Raw genomic sequence first — 16,351 nt, 5'->3', positions numbered from 1 at the left:
CCATGACCCGCCTGATCCGCCTCCAGCACCTCGGCAGCGCCGCACGCGCGCGGGGCGTGCTGTGGCTGGCGCTTCTGGCCCTGGCGCTGCGCGCGCTGGTGCCGTCGGGCTACATGCCCGACGCCCGGGCGCTGCACGACGGCCGGCTTGAAGTCACGTTCTGCTCGGCCGCCGGCGATGTCTCGACGCTGGCGCTGGCGTTGTCGCCCGAAGACAAGGGCAAGGCCGGCCACGACACCGCCGATGCCGGTGCGCTCTGCCCCTTCGGCCTGCTGGCGCACGTGGCGCCCGCACCCGCCCCCGCGCTCACTCCCCTGCTGCTGGCCGCTGGCCGGCACGCACTGCCCGCGCCCGCCAGCGCCACCCCGCCCGCGCCCGCCGCCGCGGGTCCGCCGCTGGGTTCGCGCGCCCCGCCACGCCTCGTCTGACTCCGCCACAACGCGCGGCTCCGCCGCGCCCCTGGACGAACCGTCAAGCGACGAGGTTTTCATGCATTCCCCCCTTCTGCGCGCGCCCGCCGGCGCGGCGCGCTCCCATGCGCCCGATCCGCGGCGCCGCCTGCTGCTGTCCTCTTTCGCCCTGCTGGCCCTGGCAGGCTGCGGCCCCGATGCGCCCAAGCTGCACGGCATGGATCTTTCCGGCATGCCGTCCGGCGACTTCCAGCTGCAGGACACCGAAGGCCGCGAACGCAAGCTGGCCGACTACGCCGGCCAGCCGATCATGCTGTTCTTCGGCTTCACGCAATGCCCGGACATCTGCCCCACGGCGCTCACCCGCGCCGTCGAGATCAAGAGCCTGCTGGGCGCGGACGCCAAGAAGCTGCGCGTCCTTTTCATCACCGTCGATCCTGAGCGAGACACGCGGGAAATCCTGCGCGCCTATACCCAGGCCTTCGACCCGGACTTCGTCGGCCTGCGCGGCGATGCCGAACAGACGCGCGCCGCCGCACAGTCATTCAAGGTCTTCTACCAGAAGGTCGCCACCGGTTCGTCCTACACCATGGACCACACCGCGCTGACCTACGTCATCGACGCCAGCGGCAAGCTGCGCATCGCCCTGCGCCATCAGCAAAGCGCGCAGGAATGCGTGGACGACCTGCGCACCGTGCTCTGACCTGAATCCATATATAGAGAGGCAACCCTCATGAAAAACACCGCGATCAAATCCCTGGCGGCCGCCGCCTTGGCCTTCTGCGCCCTGGCCGGCGCCAGCCCCGCCGCATTGGCCCAGGACGCCGCCCTGAAGGTGGACGACGCCTGGGTGCGCTCCACCGTGCCCAGCCAGCACGCCACCGGCGTCTTCATGCGCCTGACCTCCGTCTCCGGCGGCCGCCTGGTCGGCGTGGAATCGCAGGCGGCCAAACACGTGGAAATCCATGAAATGGCGATGCAGGACAACGTCATGAAGATGCGCCAGGTACCGGGCATCGCCCTGCCCGCGGGCCAGGCCGTGGAGCTCAAGCCCGGTGGCTATCACGTGATGCTGATCGACCTGGCCGGCCAGATCTCGCCCGGCGAGCACGTCGCCCTGACGCTCATCGTCGAGGATGCCGACAAACGCCAGCGGCGCGTGCCGGTGGACGCGGTGGCGCGTCCGCTGAACGCGGCAGCCGCCCCGGCCGCCGGCCACGGCCACTGAGCCCGCGGCGTCCCCATGAAAGTGGCTTGACAGCTGTGCTGCACGCCTGAAACAGCTTCCTTGCAACAAGGCCGTCCTGCGTGCAACACCGCGCCGCGCGCCGGGTCGAATTGGAAAAGGCCCGGCGCGCGCCATCGCGGCGCGCCGGGCCAGGCTTTCCCGCATCCAGGAATCGCCCGCGGACAGCATCGCGGGCGTAGGCGCGGCCCGCAATGGCCGCAAGCTTTGATTGCCAGGAGCGTTTCATGAAGACCCTCAGCAAGACCTTATTGCTATGCGCCGGCATTGCAGCCGCCGGGGCCGTCCAGGCCCAGACCACGCAGTACACCCACGACCTCTATGGCGACTGGCGCGTCACCTATGCCGCCCCCGCCGCCAAGACGGCGGACCAGGTCAGCGCCGAACTGGCCCAGGCCAAGGCCAACGGCCAGTACACGTTCGGCGACGAGGACTATCCACCCCCCGTCATGTCGCACCAGTCTGAAACCCGCGCCCAGGTTGAACAGGAGTTGCAGCAGGCGCAGATCCAGGGGCAGATGGCATCCGACCAGGAAGACTACCCTCCTCCCGCGATGGCCCACAGCGGCACCTCTGACATCCATTAATACAGAGGCTGCAACCGCGGCGGATCCGGGCGTCGCGCCCAAATATCAGGGACACACCAATTCCCCGCCGACCGGCGGCGGCGCCTGATTCGCCATACAATGCCTGCACATCCACCGCCGGCCAGCCTGAAGGCGCGGCGGGGCAGCCGGCCTCCCAGCGCCGCGCCCCGGATGCCAGCGTTCCGCGCAGCCGGGCGCGTACCCGCCGGCAGCCTGCCGGCACCTCTGTGTCTGGATATGCCCGGTAGTTCCGCCTTTTCATTCCTGCGTACCCTCTGCAGCCTGCGCTGGCTCGCCATCGCGGGCCAGGCCGCCACCATCCTGCTGGCCAGCAGCGTCCTGGGCCTGGCCCTGCCGCTGGAGCCGCTGTGGATCGGCGTAGGCGCCCTGATCGGCTTCAACGTCTACGCCAGCCTGCGCCTGCGCCACCGCCGCGACCTGTCCCACGCCACCGCCTTCGGCCACCTGTTCGTGGACATGGCGGTGCTGGCCTGGATGGTGGGCTGGAGCGGCGGCATCAGCAATCCTTTCGGCATGATGTTCCTGATCCTGACCGCGCTGGCGGCCCTGGCGCTGCCGCGCAACTGGGCGCTGGCCGCGGCCGTGGCAGGCATCTCGGGCTACGTGGCGGCCGCGATCTTCGGCCAGCCCCTGCGCGGCGACGTCGATACCCATACCCTGCTGCTGTGGGGCATGGGCGCCAACTTCCTGATTTCGGTGGTGGTGGTGCTGGTGTTTTCGACCCGCCTGGCCTCGGACCTGCGCGACCGCGAGCGCGAATTGGCACGGTTGCGCGAACGCTTCACCCGCAACGAAGGCATCGTCGCCCTGGCCACCCACGCGGCGGCCATGGCGCATGAACTGAACACCCCGCTGGCGACCATGACCCTGCTGGCCGACGAGATCGCCGCCGAGGTCAAGGACGAAGACCTGCGCGCCGACGTTTCCACGCTCAGCCAACTGTTGGCCCTGTGCCGGGAACGTATCCGCAATCTGGCGGTCCCAACCGCGGTGGACCTGGTCCGCGTGGTGGGGCAATGGCGTCTGATCCGGCCGACCATCGATCTGCAGCGCTCGGGCACCCTGCCCGGCAGCCTGCGGGTCGATCCGGCCATCGCCCACTTGCTGCAGGCCCTGCTGAACAACGCGGCGGACGCCGGCGAAGCCGCCGATGTCCCGCGCGTGGACCTGCATCTGGAATACGGTTATGGCGCCCTGCGCGGCGAAGTCAGGGACTACGGACGGGGTTTCGATCCCGACCAGACCCTGCTGCCGGCGACCAGCCTGTTCAACAGCGGCAAGCCGGGAGGGCTGGGCGTGGGCCTGGCGCTGTCGCACGCCACGGTGGAACAGATGGGCGGCGAAATGACCATGACCGCCGCCGAAGACGGCGGCACGCGTATCCGCTTTTACCTCCCGCTGGGGAGTACCGGGACTTGAGTGCAATGAACCCAACCGATCTTGGCCTGCTGATCGACGACGACGAGCTGTATGTGCGCACCTTGCAGCGCAGCCTGTCGCGTCGCGGCCTGGAAACCCGAACCGCCACCGGCATCGCCGAGGCGCTGCGCGTGGCCGAGGAAATCCGCCCCGCCTTCGCCCTGGTGGACCTGCGCCTGGGCGAAGACTCCGGCCTGACCCTGATCCGCCCGCTGCGCGCCCTGCGCGCCGACATGCGGATCCTGCTGGTCACCGGCTACGCCAGCGTGGCCACCGCGGTCGAGGCCATCAAGCGCGGCGCGGACGACTACCTGCCCAAGCCCGCCACCGCGCCAATGATCCTGCGCACCCTCGGCCTGGTGAAGCCGGAAAACGTTACGATCGAAACCACCATGACGCCGTTGCACCGCCTGGAATGGGAGCACATCCACCAGGCCCTGCACGAAACCGGCGGCAACGTTTCGGCGGCGGCGCGCCTGTTGGGCATGCACCGGCGCTCCCTGCAGCGTAAACTGGCCAAAAAACCGGGGCCGGAACGCGAAGTCCTCATCGACTGATTTGTGCAGATGCGACAAATCGTCGCATACCCTGCATGTGCGGGTGCGACATATCGTCGCACCCTGGAACCTTGCAGCAAGCCCCTGCCCCCCTAGGAAAACCCTGTATCTGCTCCCCTTGGGGCGGAATCCTCCCAGGCAATGCGACCATTCGTCGCATGCTTGACCCATATCAAGCCGATAGGATGGACGTTGCTGCCTAGCAGCATTCCAGTCTGCTGCTATGCAGCATTTTCCACCTTCCATCCAAGGCTGTACGTGAAACACCCCCTCCTTGCGACCCTTACGCGCATTCTCAGCGTCGGCGCGGTCATGCTGCTTGGCGGCTGCAACATGGAAATCCTCTCCCCCAAGGGAGATATTGGCATCCAGGAAAGGACTTTGCTGTTCACGACGACCGGGCTCATGCTCATCGTCGTGATTCCGGTCATCGTCATGATCCTGGTTTTTGCCTGGAAATACCGCGCATCCAACACCAAAGCTGACTACCAGCCCAAGTGGGCCCACTCCACGGCGATCGAAATCGTGGTCTGGACCGTCCCTTGTATCATCGTGGCCATCCTGGCCGTGATCACCTGGCGCTCGACGCACGCGCTGGATCCCTACAAGCCGCTCGTGTCCGAACACAAGCCGGTGACCATCGAGGTGGTTTCGCTGGATTGGAAGTGGCTGTTCATCTACCCCGAGTACGACATCGCCACGGTCAACGAGATCGCCTTCCCGGTCGATGTTCCGGTCAATTTCCGGATCACCTCGGCCACGGTCATGAACTCGTTCTTCATCCCCCAGCTGGGCAGCCAGATCTACTCGATGGCCGGCATGGAGACCAAGCTGCACCTGAACGCGCGCGAAGCCGGCACCTACGCCGGCATCTCGGCCAACTACAGCGGCGCCGGCTTCTCCGGCATGCGCTTCAAGGCCATCGCGATGTCCCAGGACGGGTTCGACAACTGGGTCAAGGAAGCCAAGGCTGCCCCGACCGCGCTGACCCCCGAGGTCTATGCAGAGCTGACCAAGCGCAGCGAGCACAACCCGGTCGTCAAGTACTCCTCGGCGCCCCCCGCCATGTTTGATTTCATTCTTGGCAGCACCATGACCAAGATGGCCGGCGTGGACTCCGCCACGTGCACCCCCACGTCGAACAATCTGATCGCAGGAATTAACTAACAATGCTCGGGAAACTCACCCTCGAGGCCATTCCGTACCATGAACCCATCGTCATGGTTACGCTGGCCGCCGTGTGCCTGGGAGGCCTAGCGGTCTTCGGCGCCATCACCTACTTCCAGAAGTGGAAGTACCTCTGGACGGAATGGCTGACCACCGTCGACCACAAGCGCATTGGCGTGATGTACATCATCGTCGCCCTGATCATGCTGCTGCGCGGCTTCGCCGACGCCATCATGATGCGTACCCAGCTGGCGGTCGCATCCGCCGACTCGGCCGGCTTCCTGCCGCCGCACCACTACGACCAGATCTTCACCGCCCACGGCGTCATCATGATTTTCTTCATGGCGATGCCCTTCATCACCGGGCTGATGAACCTCGTGGTGCCGCTGCAGATCGGCGCCCGCGACGTGGCGTACCCGTTCCTGAACTCGCTGAGCTTCTGGCTGTTCGGCGCCGGCGTCGCGCTGATGATGATCTCGCTGTTCGTGGGTGAATTCGCCGCGACCGGCTGGCTCGCCTATCCGCCGCTCTCCGGACTGGACTACAGCCCGAGCGTGGGGGTGGACTACTACATCTGGGCACTGCAGATATCCGGGCTGGGCACCACGCTTAGCGGCATCAACTTCATCGTGACCATCCTGCGCATGCGCGCGCCGGGCATGAGCCTGATGAAGATGCCGATCTTCACCTGGACCTCGCTGGTCACCAACGTCCTGATCGTCGCCGCCTTCCCCGTGCTGGCTGCAACGCTCGCGCTGCTGACGATGGACCGCTACCTGGGCACGCACTTCTTCACGAACGACATGGGCGGCAACGTCATGATGTACGTGAACCTGATCTGGATCTGGGGCCACCCCGAGGTCTACATCCTGGTGCTGCCGGCGTTTGGCGTGTATTCGGAAATCGTCGCCACCTTCGCCCGCAAGACCCTGTTCGGCTACAAGTCCATGGTCTACGCCACGGCCGCCATCGGCGTGCTGTCGTTCCTGGTCTGGCTGCACCACTTCTTCACCATGGGCGCGGGAGCCAACGTCAATGCCTTCTTCGGCATAGCGACAATGATCATCTCGATCCCGACGGGCGCGAAGATCTTCAACTGGCTGTTCACCATCTACCGCGGCCGCCTGCGCATCACCACGCCGGTGCTGTGGACGCTGGGCTTCATGATCGTGTTCGTCATCGGCGGCATGACCGGCGTGATGCTGGCCATCCCCGGCGTGTCCTTCGTGCTGCACAACAGCCTGTTCCTGATCGCCCACTTCCACAACACCATCATCGGTGGCGTGGTGTTCGGCTGCATTGCCGGCATGACCTACTGGTTCCCCAAGGCTTTCGGCTTCAAGCTGAATGAGCGCCTGGGCCGCTACTCGTTCTACTGCTGGTTCGTCGGCTTCTTCCTGGCCTTCATGCCCCTGTACATCCTGGGCTTCAAGGGCATGACGCGTCGCCTGAACCACTACGACAACCCCGAATGGCAGCCGTACCTGCTGGTCGCCCTGGCTGGCGCCGCGCTGATCATGCTGGGCATCTGGTTCCTGCTGCAGCAAGTGTTCGTCTCGATCCGCCAGCGCAAGCAGAACCAGGACATCACGGGCGACCCCTGGGATGGCCGCACGCTGGAATGGGCCATCTCTTCGCCCGCTCCTTTCTACAACTTCGCCCACGTGCCGCACGTTGACTCGCTGGACCAGTTCTGGGAAGACAAGCAGAACGGCAAGGCCTACAAGCGCCCGGCCAAGTACGAAGACATCCACATGCCGAAGAACACCGCCGCCGGCGTATTCATCGGCGCCTTTGGCCTGGTCATGTGCTTCGCGCTGATCTGGCACATCTGGTGGCTGTCCATCGTCGGTTTCGTCGGCATGATCGGTTCGTTCATCGTCCGCGCCTATGACCGCGACGTCGACTACTGGGTCCCGGCCGCGGAAGTCGAACGCATCGAAAACGCTCACTTTGACAAAATGCAGAAGGCCGCCTGAGCCATGATTCAAGCCGTAGCCACTCACCCCCACGCGGGTCACGACGATCACGCGCATCATGACGATGGATCCAAGACCGTATTCGGTTTCTGGGTCTATCTGATGAGCGACTTGCTGATCTTCTCGGTGCTGTTCGCCACGTTCGCGGTGTTGTTCAACGCCACCGCGGGCGGCCCGACGGGCAAGGAACTGTTCGATCTGAAGTTCGTGCTGGTCGAAACGCTGTTGCTGCTGTTCTCCAGCTTCACTTTCGGCATGGCCAACCTGAACGTGCACGCCAACAACAAGAGCCGCGCAATGGGCTGGTTGATGGTGACGTTCCTGTTCGGCGCGGGCTTCATCGCGATGGAAGTCTATGAATTCCATCACCTGATCTCGATCGGCGCCGGCCCGGGCCGCAGCGCGTACCTGTCGGCATTCTTCACGCTGATCGGCACGCACGGCCTGCACGTCACCTTCGGCCTGATCTGGATCATCGTCCTGCTGGACATGATCCGCCGCCATGGCCTGGACTCGATCAACAAGCGTCGTCTGGCGTGCCTGAGCCTGTTCTGGCACTTCCTGGACATCGTCTGGATCTGCGTCTTCACCTTCGTCTATCTCATGGGAGCCATCTGATGTCGCACTCCGCTGCGGCCGCACACGGCCACGACGATCACGCCGCCGACCACGGCAGCCTGAAGTCCTACATCATCGGTTTCGTGCTTTCGCTGCTTCTCACCTTCGGCTCCTTCGGCCTGGTGATGAACGGCGGACTGTCCCACGCCATCACCATCGCCGGCGTGGTTGCGCTGTGCGTGCTCCAGTTGCTGGTGCAACTGGTGTACTTCCTGCACATGGGCGCATCGAAGTCGGCCCGCGACAACCTGGCCACGTTTGTCTTTACCGTAATGATCATCGCCATCATCGTCGGCGGTTCGGCATGGGTGCTGTACAACATGAACGTCAACATGGGCCACGCCATGTAATGACGGCTTGCCGTTGAAGCAAAGACAGGCGCCTGCGGGCGCCTGTTTTTTTGTGCGCCGGCCTGTGGGGCCAGCCTTGCGGCCAGGCAAGGATTGCGGAGGCATTTCGTTATATATTCAACACCATAACGATTTAATTAACAGTTTAATTACTGCTCCTGGCCCAACCATGCACGTCGTTTCCATCGCCTCCGCAGCCCCCCCGGCCGACAGCGCCGGTCCCACCTTGCGGTTCGCCGGCGCGCTGCTGCGCCATGCGCCGCCCGGTCATCCCGACGCGGGATTCTTCGCCACGGTCATCGGCAAGAGCCTGGCCTGCGGGGACCTGGGACGCTGCGGCCTGTCATCCCGGGAACTGGAAGGCCTGATCGCGCGCCTCTTTCCCGGCGCGCTGACGGGCCATGACCCCGCGCTCGCCGCCTTGCGCGAGCAAGCCGCCATCTACCCGGCCCGCGGCATGGATGCGGCTCAAACCGAATTCACGCGCCTGCTGCGCGCGCTGCTGGACACCTGGGCCGCCCCCGGCGCGGGGACCACGCCCTGGGTCAGCAGCGTGCTGACCCACGCCTGTCTGCGGCCCGACCATCTGTGGCGGGACCTGGGTTTGTCCGGCCGCGAGGACGTGACTTTCCTGCTGGCGCGCCACTATCCGGGACTGGTGGTGCGCAATGTGCGCAACCTGCGCTGGAAGCAGTTCCTGGCCTATTCCGCCTGTGAACAGGCGGGCCTGCCGCCGGCCGCCGCACCGGGCTGTCCGGCCTGCGAGGACCATGGCATCTGCTATCCGGAAATGCCCGACTGAAGTCCGGCTTCAGAACCGGTACGTCGCGCCCAGGCCCGCTCCCAGGCTGCGCCCTGCCGCCGGTTCGTAGTAGCGCCCATTGGTCTCGTTGACGATCACGGAGCCGGCGTAGCGGCGGTCGAACAGGTTGTCCACGCGCCCATAGGCGTTCAGTTCCCAGGGCCCCGCCTTGAACACATAGCCCGCGCTCAATGCGGCCACGAAGTAGGCGGGCGCATCGCCGTCGTTGGCGTCGTTCACGTAGATCTTGCTGAGGAAACGCCCTTCCACCGTGGCCTGCCAGCCCTCGGGCGGCGCCCAGGCCAGCGAGGCGAAGGCGGCCTGGGCTGCGATGCCGGGGATCTTGTTGCCGGCGCGGATGTCGCCGGGTCCGTCATCGGCGTAACGCGCATTCAGCCATGTATAGGCGAACTGCGCACGGCCGTGACGGGCGAATTCGCCGGACCAGCCCAGTTCCACGCCGTCGCGCCGCGTGCGGCCGGCGTTCTGGTACGTGGTTCTTCCGCCCGAGCTGCCCGCGGACACGATTTCATCGTCGGTGCCGGTATGGAACACCGCGGCCGTCAGCAGGCCGCCAGCCAGGTTGGCCTTTACGCCCGCTTCCAGGTTGGTGCTGAGCGCGGGCGCCAGCCCGAAATTCAGGCCGGGCTGGCCGCCGGGCCGATACGAGATCTCGTTGAGCGTCGGCGTCTCGAAGCCCCGGCCATATGAAGCGTAGAAGCTCAGGTCGGCGTTCGGCGCATAGCGGATGGCCGCCACCGGCAATGCCTTGCGATAGCGCGCGTCGCCGCTGTCGTCGGCATTGCCCGGCGCGATGTAGTGGTCGCTGGAATCGAAGCTGACGGTGCTATAGCGCAGGCCCGCATCCAGCGTCCAGCGTTGCGACACCTGCCAGGAAGCCTGCAGATAAGGATCGGCGTTGTAGACGGTATTGGTTTCGTCGCGCCGCAGCGCCCCCTGCACGCCCAGTTGGCGGCTGGCGCCCGTGCCGGTGTAGTTCTGGTAGCCCTTGCGGTCTTCGCGCATGGAATCGTAGGCAAAGCCGCCGATCAGGGTCAGCGGCCGGCCTGCCATCGCCAGCTCGGAGGTCCAGCGCAGGTCCGCGCCGCCGTACTGGCGCTTCAGGTCGATGACCCCGCCGGCCTGGGTGGGCGCCATCTGCGCGGCAGGGGGAATCGCCTGGTGCTGCGTGGTATCGCGCTGGCCGTAATAGACCATCACCCGCAAGCTATTGCGGCTATCGACCTGGCGCTCGTAGATCGCGCCGCCCTGGGTCTGCCTGACCGTCTTGCGGGTGTCGTACTGCTCGGCCAGCGGCGCCGCGCGCGGGTCGTCCTGGAACTGTTGATAGGTCAGGCCCAGCGGATCCTGCGCCTTGAGGTCCACGCTGTTGGCCACGAGGGTCAGCCGGCTGGCGTCGTCCAGCTGCAGGCCAAGCTTGGCGTTGCCCAGGTTCTTGCGGGCGGCGCTGTGGTCGCGGTAGCCGTCGGTGGTGAAGCGGGTCAGGTCCAGCACGTAGTCCAGTCCGCCGCTGGCGCCATTGGCGCGGGCGCCGTAGCGCCAGGTGCCATAGCTGGCGCCCCAGCCGCTGGCCGTGAGCGACGGCGGCGCCACGCCATCCTCAGTCGACACCTGGATCACGCCGCCCGAGGAATTGCCGTACAGCGCTGAAAACGGCCCCCGCAGCACTTCGACGCTGCCGATGGAGCCTATGTCGATGTTCGAGGTCTGTCCCTGGCCGTCCGGCATGGTGGCCGGGATGCCGTCCACGTACAGCCGCACGCCGCGCACGCCGAAGGTGGAACGCGCGCCAAAGCCGCGGCTGGAGATCTGCAAATCCTGCGCGTAGTTCTGGCGGTTCTGGATCTGCAGGCCGGGCACGCCGGCCAGGCCCTCCGACAGGTTGATGCCCGGCTGCTGCAGGCGCATGGCCGCGCCCTCCACCACATTGACCGAAGCGGGCGTGTCCAGCACCGCGGTGCCCAGGCGCGTGCCGGTCACCACTACCGCAGGCAAGAGCGGCTCAGCCTCCTGGGCCCAGGCAGTTCCGGCCGGAAACGACGCCAGCAGGCCATGCACGGCCCAATGCCCCACGCCCGTACGCCACCATCGCCGCTGCGTCAAACACGCCTCCTGTAGGGGCCGCGGCGGGAATCGGTTCTAATACCCGCCATGGATAACTTGCAAGACATCGAACGCCGCCTGCTGGAGCTGGAGGTCAAGGCCAGCTTCTCGGACGACATGCTGGAACAGCTCAACCAGATCATCGTGCGCCAGCAACAGCAGATAGACCGGCTGATGCGCGAAGTGGCCGACCTGCGACAGCAGGCGCCCGAGGGCGGCGCGCCCTTCCGCAGCCTGCGCGACGAAATACCGCCGCACTACTGACGCTGCGCCTGCGGTACTGGCGGCGCATCCACGCTGCCCTTCTCTCCAAGCCCCCAAACCGCATGGAATCGCCGGATTCCAGGCTTGCGCACGCCTGATAGTCCGTCCCCAGTTCCATCAATGGAAAATATATCCTAAGAAATTGGCTATCTTTCCACTGATGGGAATATCTTTTACCAATATACGGGTTTATCCCTAGTCCGATTCAGCGCACTATTGAGCCATCGGGAAACAGCAACGAACCAGACGGATAGGCCGCCGATTCGCTCCCAAAGCTCTTGAAATCGGAGATTTACCATGAAGACCCTCGCTACCGCTTTGATGATGTCCCTGGCCGCGCTAAGCGCCGGCGCCTACGCCGCCTCGCCCAACATCGAACCCAACAACGTCCCGTTCCAAGGCGTCTACGGCACCCCTTATGAAGGCCCGACCCGCGCCCAGGTGCAGGCTGAACTGGCCGCCGCCAAGGCTGCCGGCCAGATGGCTGAAGTGGAACCGAACAACGTGCCTTTCCAAGGCGTCTACGGCACGCCCCACACCGGCAAGACCCGCGCTGAAGTGCGCGCCGAACTGGCCGCCGCCCGCGCCGCCGGCCAGATGGCCGATGTGGAACCGAACAACGTGCCCTTCCAAGGCGTCTACCACGGCAACTAAGCGCACGCAGATTTACCCCTCCCCTTGTTGTACCTTGGCCGCCAGTGTCTGGCGGCTTTTTTTCGCCTGTGCGGAAAGCGCCGGCCGCGCTTCATATGGCGGGACGCTCCGGGCTCAAGTGTGGCCTCAGGGTAAAAACCGCGAGTTTCAACGCCCCCCGCAAAGCACTGTTCCATCCGTTCGCGTACTATCGCCCCAAGATCAGGCATAACACTACGACTCAACAGGGAGCCCATCTTGAAACACACCCGCGTTCTCGCCTCTTTGCTGGTGGCTTGCGGCATCGCCGCGCCGGCCTTTGCCGCGCCTCCGGTGATGCTGAACAATGCCATCATCACGCAGATCCCCAAGGCCGATCAGCCCTCCTTCCATGAAGCCGTGGCACAGTCGCTGAACAGCTCGGCCGACGGCCAGCGCACCCAGTGGAGCAGCACGCACCAGCCGCGCAAGGCGCCGCCCATCACGGTGCAGCTGACCCCCACGCAAACCAGCAAGGTCAAGGACGACCGCGTCTGCCGCTTCCTGGTTGGCGATTTCGCCCGCGGCGCCACCACGGAAAAATGGCAGTTCTGGTTCTGCAAGCAGCCGGACGGCACCTGGAAGGCCAGCAGCAACTAAGCGCGCCGGATTCCAGCGCCCGAGCGCATAAAAAACGCGCCGCTCCATCCCGGGATGGAGCGGCGCGTTTTTTCTCGCCTTGTCTGCGCGCCGCAACGGCGCGCAAGCAGGATCAGGCCGAGGCTTCGACGCGGTTGGCGTCCAGCACGGTCATCGCGGTCATGTTGATGATGCGGCGCACGGTGGAGCTGGAGGTCAGGATGTGCACCGGCGCGTTGGCGCCCAGCAGGAACGGACCCACTGCAACGTTGCCGCCAGCGGCGGTCTTCAACAGGTTGTAGGCGATGTTGCCCGAGTCCACGTTCGGGCACACCAACAGGTTGGCCTCGCCCTTGAGCGAAGACGAAGGCAGGATGCGCATGCGCAGCGCTTCGTCCAGCGCGCAGTCGCCGTGCATTTCACCGTCGATCTCGAGTTCCGGCGCGGCCTGGCGCACCAGTTCCAGCGCGCGGCGCATCTTCGCGCCCGAGGCCGAACTGCCCGAACCGAAATTCGAGCGCGACAGCAGCGCGATCTTGGGCGCCAGGTTCATGCGGGCCATTTCCTGCGCCGCCATCACCGTGAACTCGGCGATCTGCTCGGCCGAAGGTTCATCGTTGACGTGCGTGTCCACCAGCACCACCGTGCGCTCGTTGAGCAGCAGGATGTTCATGGCGGCATACACATTGTGGCCGGGACGGCGGCCGATGACCTCGTCCACGAAGCGCAGGTGGTCGTGGTACGCGCCCACCGTGCCGCAGACCATGCCGTCGGCGTCGCCCAGGTGCACCATCATCGCGCCGATCAGGGTCAGGCGGCGGCGCATTTCCACGCGCGCCATTTCCTTGGTGATGCCGCGACGGCACATCAGTTCCCAGTACGTGGTCCAGTACTGGTGGAAGCGTTCGTCATATTCCGGGTTGGTGACTTCGACGTCCTCGCCCAGGCGCAGGCGCAGGCCGAACTTCTCGATGCGCGACAGCAGGACCGCGGGACGGCCCACCAGGATGGGACGGGCCAGGCCTTCATCGACGATCACCTGCACCGCGCGCAGCACGCGCTCGTCTTCGCCTTCCGTGAACACGATGCGAGACTTGCCGCCTTCGCGCACGATGCGCTTGGCCGCCGAGAACAGCGGCTTCATGAAGGCGCCCGAGTGGTACACGAACTGCTGCAGCTGCTCTTCGTAGGCTTCCAGGTCCGCCAGCGGACGCGTCGCCACGCCGCCTTCCATCGCGGCCTTGGCCACCGCCGGGGCGATGCGCACGATCAGGCGCGGATCGAAGGGCTTGGGGATCAGGTATTCAGGGCCGAACGAAATGTCGTAGGTGCCATAGGCCGCCGCCACGACTTCGTTCTGCTCTTCTTCCGCCAGCTCGGCGATGGCGTACACCGCCGCCTTTTCCATTTCACGGGTGATGGTGGTGGCGCCCACATCCAGCGCGCCGCGGAAAATGTACGGGAAGCACAGCACGTTGTTGACCTGGTTCGGATAGTCCGAACGGCCGGTCGCCATGACCACGTCGTCGCGCACCGACTGCGCCACTTCCGGCAGGATCTCGGGCGTGGGGTTGGCCAGCGCCAAAATCAGCGGGCGCGGACCCATCGCCGCGACCATTTCGGGCTTGAGCACGCCGCCCGCCGACAGGCCCAGGAACACGTCGGCACCCTGGATCACTTCGGCCAGCTTGCGGGCGTCGGTCTTTTGCGCGAAGCGCGCCTTGTCCGGATCCATCAGCACCGTGCGGCCTTCGTAGACCACGCCTTCGATGTCGGTGACCCAGACGTTTTCCAGCGGCAGGCCCAGGTCCACCATCAGGTCCAGGCAGGCCAGCGCGGCCGCGCCTGCGCCCGAGGTCACCACCTTGACCTGCTTGATGTCCTTGCCCACGACCTTCAGGCCGTTGATGAAGGCGGCCGAAACGGTGATGGCCGTGCCGTGCTGGTCGTCATGGAAGACGGGGATCTTCATGCGCTCGCGCAGCTTGCGCTCGACGGTAAAGCACTCCGGCGCCTTGATGTCTTCGAGGTTGATGCCGCCGAAGGTGGCTTCCAGGCCCGCGATGATCTCGACCAGCTTGTCCGGGTCGGTCTCGTTGATTTCGATGTCGTACACGTCCAGGCCGGCGAACTTCTTGAACAGCACCGCCTTGCCTTCCATCACCGGCTTGGAGGCCAGCGCGCCGATGTTGCCCAGGCCCAGCACCGCGGTGCCGTTGGTGATCACGCCCACCAGGTTGCCGCGGCCGGTGTACCGGTACACATTGGCCGGATCGGCCACGATTTCTTCACAGGCCGCCGCCACGCCAGGCGAGTACGCCAGGGCCAGGTCGCGCTGGTTGACCAGCGGCTTGGACGCCACGACGGAGATCTTCCCCGGGGTGGGGAACTCGTGATAGTCCAGTGCTGCCTGGCGATCCGATTGCGTATTCATGGGGCTGAGCCTCCTAGTCTTGATATAGGAAAAATTCTAGGCTCCAATACATAAGCAGATCATTCAACTTTAATATCGTCCCATAATCTTTACCTTATGCATCGCCTATGACAGCATTTGATCCGGACCTGGTTATCCGGAAACTGACCTCGCGGCTGAAGATGCGCCACCTGGTGCTGCTGCTGCAGATCGAGCAGCACGGCTCGCTGACCCGGGTGGCCGAGCACATGGCCACCAGCCAGCCAGCCGTGACCAATGCCCTGGCCGAACTGGAAAGCATGTTCGACGTGCCCCTGTTCGAACGCTCGGTGCGCGGCATGACGCCCACTCCGCTGGGCGCGGTGGTGCTGGCCCGCGCCCGCGCCCTGGTCCACGACCTGGGGCATCTGGTCCAGGAAATGGAGGCCGTGGCGGCCGGCCACGCCGCCCATCTGCACATCGGCGTCATCCCCTTCGTGTCCGGCCAGATGCTGTCGTCCGCCATCAGCCGCACCCTGCCCCAAGGCCGCCGCATCACCGCCACCATCCACGAAGGCCAGGGGCCGGCGCTGCTGCGCCAGCTGCGCGACCATACGCTGGATATGGTGGTGGGCTGGGCCACTCCCTCGGTGGACATGGACAACCTGGGCTTCGAGGTGCTGTACCACCAGCAGCCGCGCCTGATCGCCAGCCGCAGATTGGCGGCCCGCCTGGGCCGCTCGCGGCTGGAATGGAACCGGCTGGCCGACCTGGACTGGATCCTGGGCACACCGGACAGCCCGATCCGCGAACAGGTGTCCGAGATCTTCCTGCGCGCCGGGCTGGCGCCCCCGACGCCGTCGGTGCAAAGCGATTCGTCCAAGCTGATCGGCGAAATGATCGTGGCCAGCGACCGCGCCGTCGCCATCCTCCCCGCAGACATCGCCGACGAGCTGGTGCGCATCGCCGGCGCCGCCATCGTGCCGTATTCCTTCGACTGGACCCTGCCGCCGATCGCGCTGTTCACGCGCGCCGAGGGCCTGCGCCGCAACGTCGACGCGCTGTTCGCCGCCGCGCTGCGCGAGGCCTACACCAAGGGCGCGCGCCTGCCCGCCTGATCCGCGCGGCAGGAAAATTGCCAACAAATGCAAATACGCTCGCGCC

At 65.6% G+C, this 16,351-nt stretch carries 17 protein-coding genes; 15 read left to right on the top strand and 2 right to left on the bottom strand.

Features of this window, described 5'->3' with window-relative positions; all coding sequences use genetic code 11:
• The first annotated feature begins 2 nt into the window (after window positions 1-2).
• The 11 genes from AC1RHV_RS18990 to AC1RHV_RS18940 all read left to right on the top strand — a co-directional run bounded on the left by AC1RHV_RS18990 (window position 3) and on the right by AC1RHV_RS18940 (window position 9,156).
• On the top strand, window positions 3-428 hold the full coding sequence (locus tag AC1RHV_RS18990; protein ID WP_192353997.1) for a DUF2946 family protein: 426 nt from the start codon (window positions 3-5) through the stop codon (window positions 426-428).
• Window positions 429-489: 61 nt separating this feature from the next.
• Window positions 490-1,113 (top strand): SCO family protein, encoded by a 624-nt coding sequence (locus tag AC1RHV_RS18985; protein WP_192329186.1) that lies wholly within the window; start codon window positions 490-492, stop codon window positions 1,111-1,113.
• Between the two features lie 30 nt (window positions 1,114-1,143).
• On the top strand, window positions 1,144-1,638 hold the full coding sequence (locus AC1RHV_RS18980; protein WP_054451654.1) for a copper chaperone PCu(A)C: 495 nt from the start codon (window positions 1,144-1,146) through the stop codon (window positions 1,636-1,638).
• Between the two features lie 245 nt (window positions 1,639-1,883).
• Window positions 1,884-2,243, top strand: coding sequence for a DUF4148 domain-containing protein (locus AC1RHV_RS18975; RefSeq protein WP_054451655.1), 360 nt, complete (start codon window positions 1,884-1,886; stop codon window positions 2,241-2,243).
• 237 nt (window positions 2,244-2,480) lie between these two features.
• Window positions 2,481-3,683 carry an ATP-binding protein gene (locus AC1RHV_RS18970; RefSeq protein ID WP_054451656.1) on the top strand — a complete coding sequence of 401 codons (1,203 nt, stop codon included), beginning with the start codon at window positions 2,481-2,483 and terminating at the stop codon, window positions 3,681-3,683.
• A 5-nt stretch (window positions 3,684-3,688) separates the two neighbouring features.
• Entirely contained in the window at window positions 3,689-4,240 is a 552-nt protein-coding gene (locus AC1RHV_RS18965; RefSeq protein WP_042794894.1) for a response regulator transcription factor, read from the top strand.
• Between the two features lie 258 nt (window positions 4,241-4,498).
• Entirely contained in the window at window positions 4,499-5,407 is a 909-nt protein-coding gene (cyoA, locus tag AC1RHV_RS18960) for a ubiquinol oxidase subunit II (protein WP_054451657.1), read from the top strand.
• A 2-nt stretch (window positions 5,408-5,409) separates the two neighbouring features.
• The gene (cyoB, locus tag AC1RHV_RS18955; protein WP_054451658.1) at window positions 5,410-7,386 is read left to right on the top strand and encodes a cytochrome o ubiquinol oxidase subunit I; all 1,977 of its coding nucleotides are present in this window, start codon (window positions 5,410-5,412) and stop codon (window positions 7,384-7,386) included.
• Window positions 7,387-7,389: 3 nt separating this feature from the next.
• Window positions 7,390-8,004, top strand: a complete 615-nt coding sequence (gene cyoC / locus AC1RHV_RS18950; protein ID WP_042794897.1) for a cytochrome o ubiquinol oxidase subunit III — start codon at window positions 7,390-7,392, stop codon at window positions 8,002-8,004.
• A complete protein-coding gene (cyoD, locus tag AC1RHV_RS18945) occupies window positions 8,004-8,354 on the top strand; it encodes a cytochrome o ubiquinol oxidase subunit IV (RefSeq protein ID WP_054451659.1) in 351 nt (116 codons plus the stop codon). The genes cyoC and cyoD overlap by 1 nt, the downstream gene beginning before the upstream one ends.
• 169 nt (window positions 8,355-8,523) lie before the next feature.
• Window positions 8,524-9,156 (top strand): nitrogen fixation protein NifQ, encoded by a 633-nt coding sequence (locus tag AC1RHV_RS18940; RefSeq protein WP_492301669.1) that lies wholly within the window; start codon window positions 8,524-8,526, stop codon window positions 9,154-9,156.
• Window positions 9,157-9,165: 9 nt separating this feature from the next.
• Here the strand turns inward: AC1RHV_RS18940 and AC1RHV_RS18935 are convergent, their stop codons facing one another.
• A complete protein-coding gene (locus tag AC1RHV_RS18935) occupies window positions 9,166-11,250 on the bottom strand; it encodes a TonB-dependent receptor domain-containing protein (RefSeq protein ID WP_492301781.1) in 2,085 nt (694 codons plus the stop codon).
• Window positions 11,251-11,328: 78 nt separating this feature from the next.
• Between AC1RHV_RS18935 and AC1RHV_RS18930 the strand changes: the two genes are divergently transcribed.
• The 3 genes from AC1RHV_RS18930 to AC1RHV_RS18920 all read left to right on the top strand — a co-directional run bounded on the left by AC1RHV_RS18930 (window position 11,329) and on the right by AC1RHV_RS18920 (window position 12,816).
• Window positions 11,329-11,544 carry a SlyX family protein gene (locus tag AC1RHV_RS18930; protein ID WP_059377677.1) on the top strand — a complete coding sequence of 72 codons (216 nt, stop codon included), beginning with the start codon at window positions 11,329-11,331 and terminating at the stop codon, window positions 11,542-11,544.
• Between the two features lie 297 nt (window positions 11,545-11,841).
• Window positions 11,842-12,198 carry a DUF4148 domain-containing protein gene (locus tag AC1RHV_RS18925; protein ID WP_054451663.1) on the top strand — a complete coding sequence of 119 codons (357 nt, stop codon included), beginning with the start codon at window positions 11,842-11,844 and terminating at the stop codon, window positions 12,196-12,198.
• Between the two features lie 237 nt (window positions 12,199-12,435).
• Window positions 12,436-12,816: a hypothetical protein gene (locus AC1RHV_RS18920; RefSeq protein ID WP_054451664.1), complete on the top strand. Its 381-nt coding sequence runs from the start codon at window positions 12,436-12,438 to the stop codon at window positions 12,814-12,816.
• 112 nt (window positions 12,817-12,928) lie between these two features.
• Here the strand turns inward: AC1RHV_RS18920 and AC1RHV_RS18915 are convergent, their stop codons facing one another.
• Entirely contained in the window at window positions 12,929-15,229 is a 2,301-nt protein-coding gene (locus tag AC1RHV_RS18915) for an NADP-dependent malic enzyme (protein WP_492301667.1), read from the bottom strand.
• A gap of 107 nt (window positions 15,230-15,336) precedes the next feature.
• Between AC1RHV_RS18915 and AC1RHV_RS18910 the strand changes: the two genes are divergently transcribed.
• Window positions 15,337-16,305: a LysR substrate-binding domain-containing protein gene (locus AC1RHV_RS18910; RefSeq protein WP_054451666.1), complete on the top strand. Its 969-nt coding sequence runs from the start codon at window positions 15,337-15,339 to the stop codon at window positions 16,303-16,305.
• Window positions 16,306-16,351 lie beyond the last annotated feature (46 nt).

Source organism: Achromobacter sp. GW823-FHT04E03, assembly GCF_058796095.1.
This window is presented reverse-complemented; position numbering and strand designations above follow the sequence as displayed.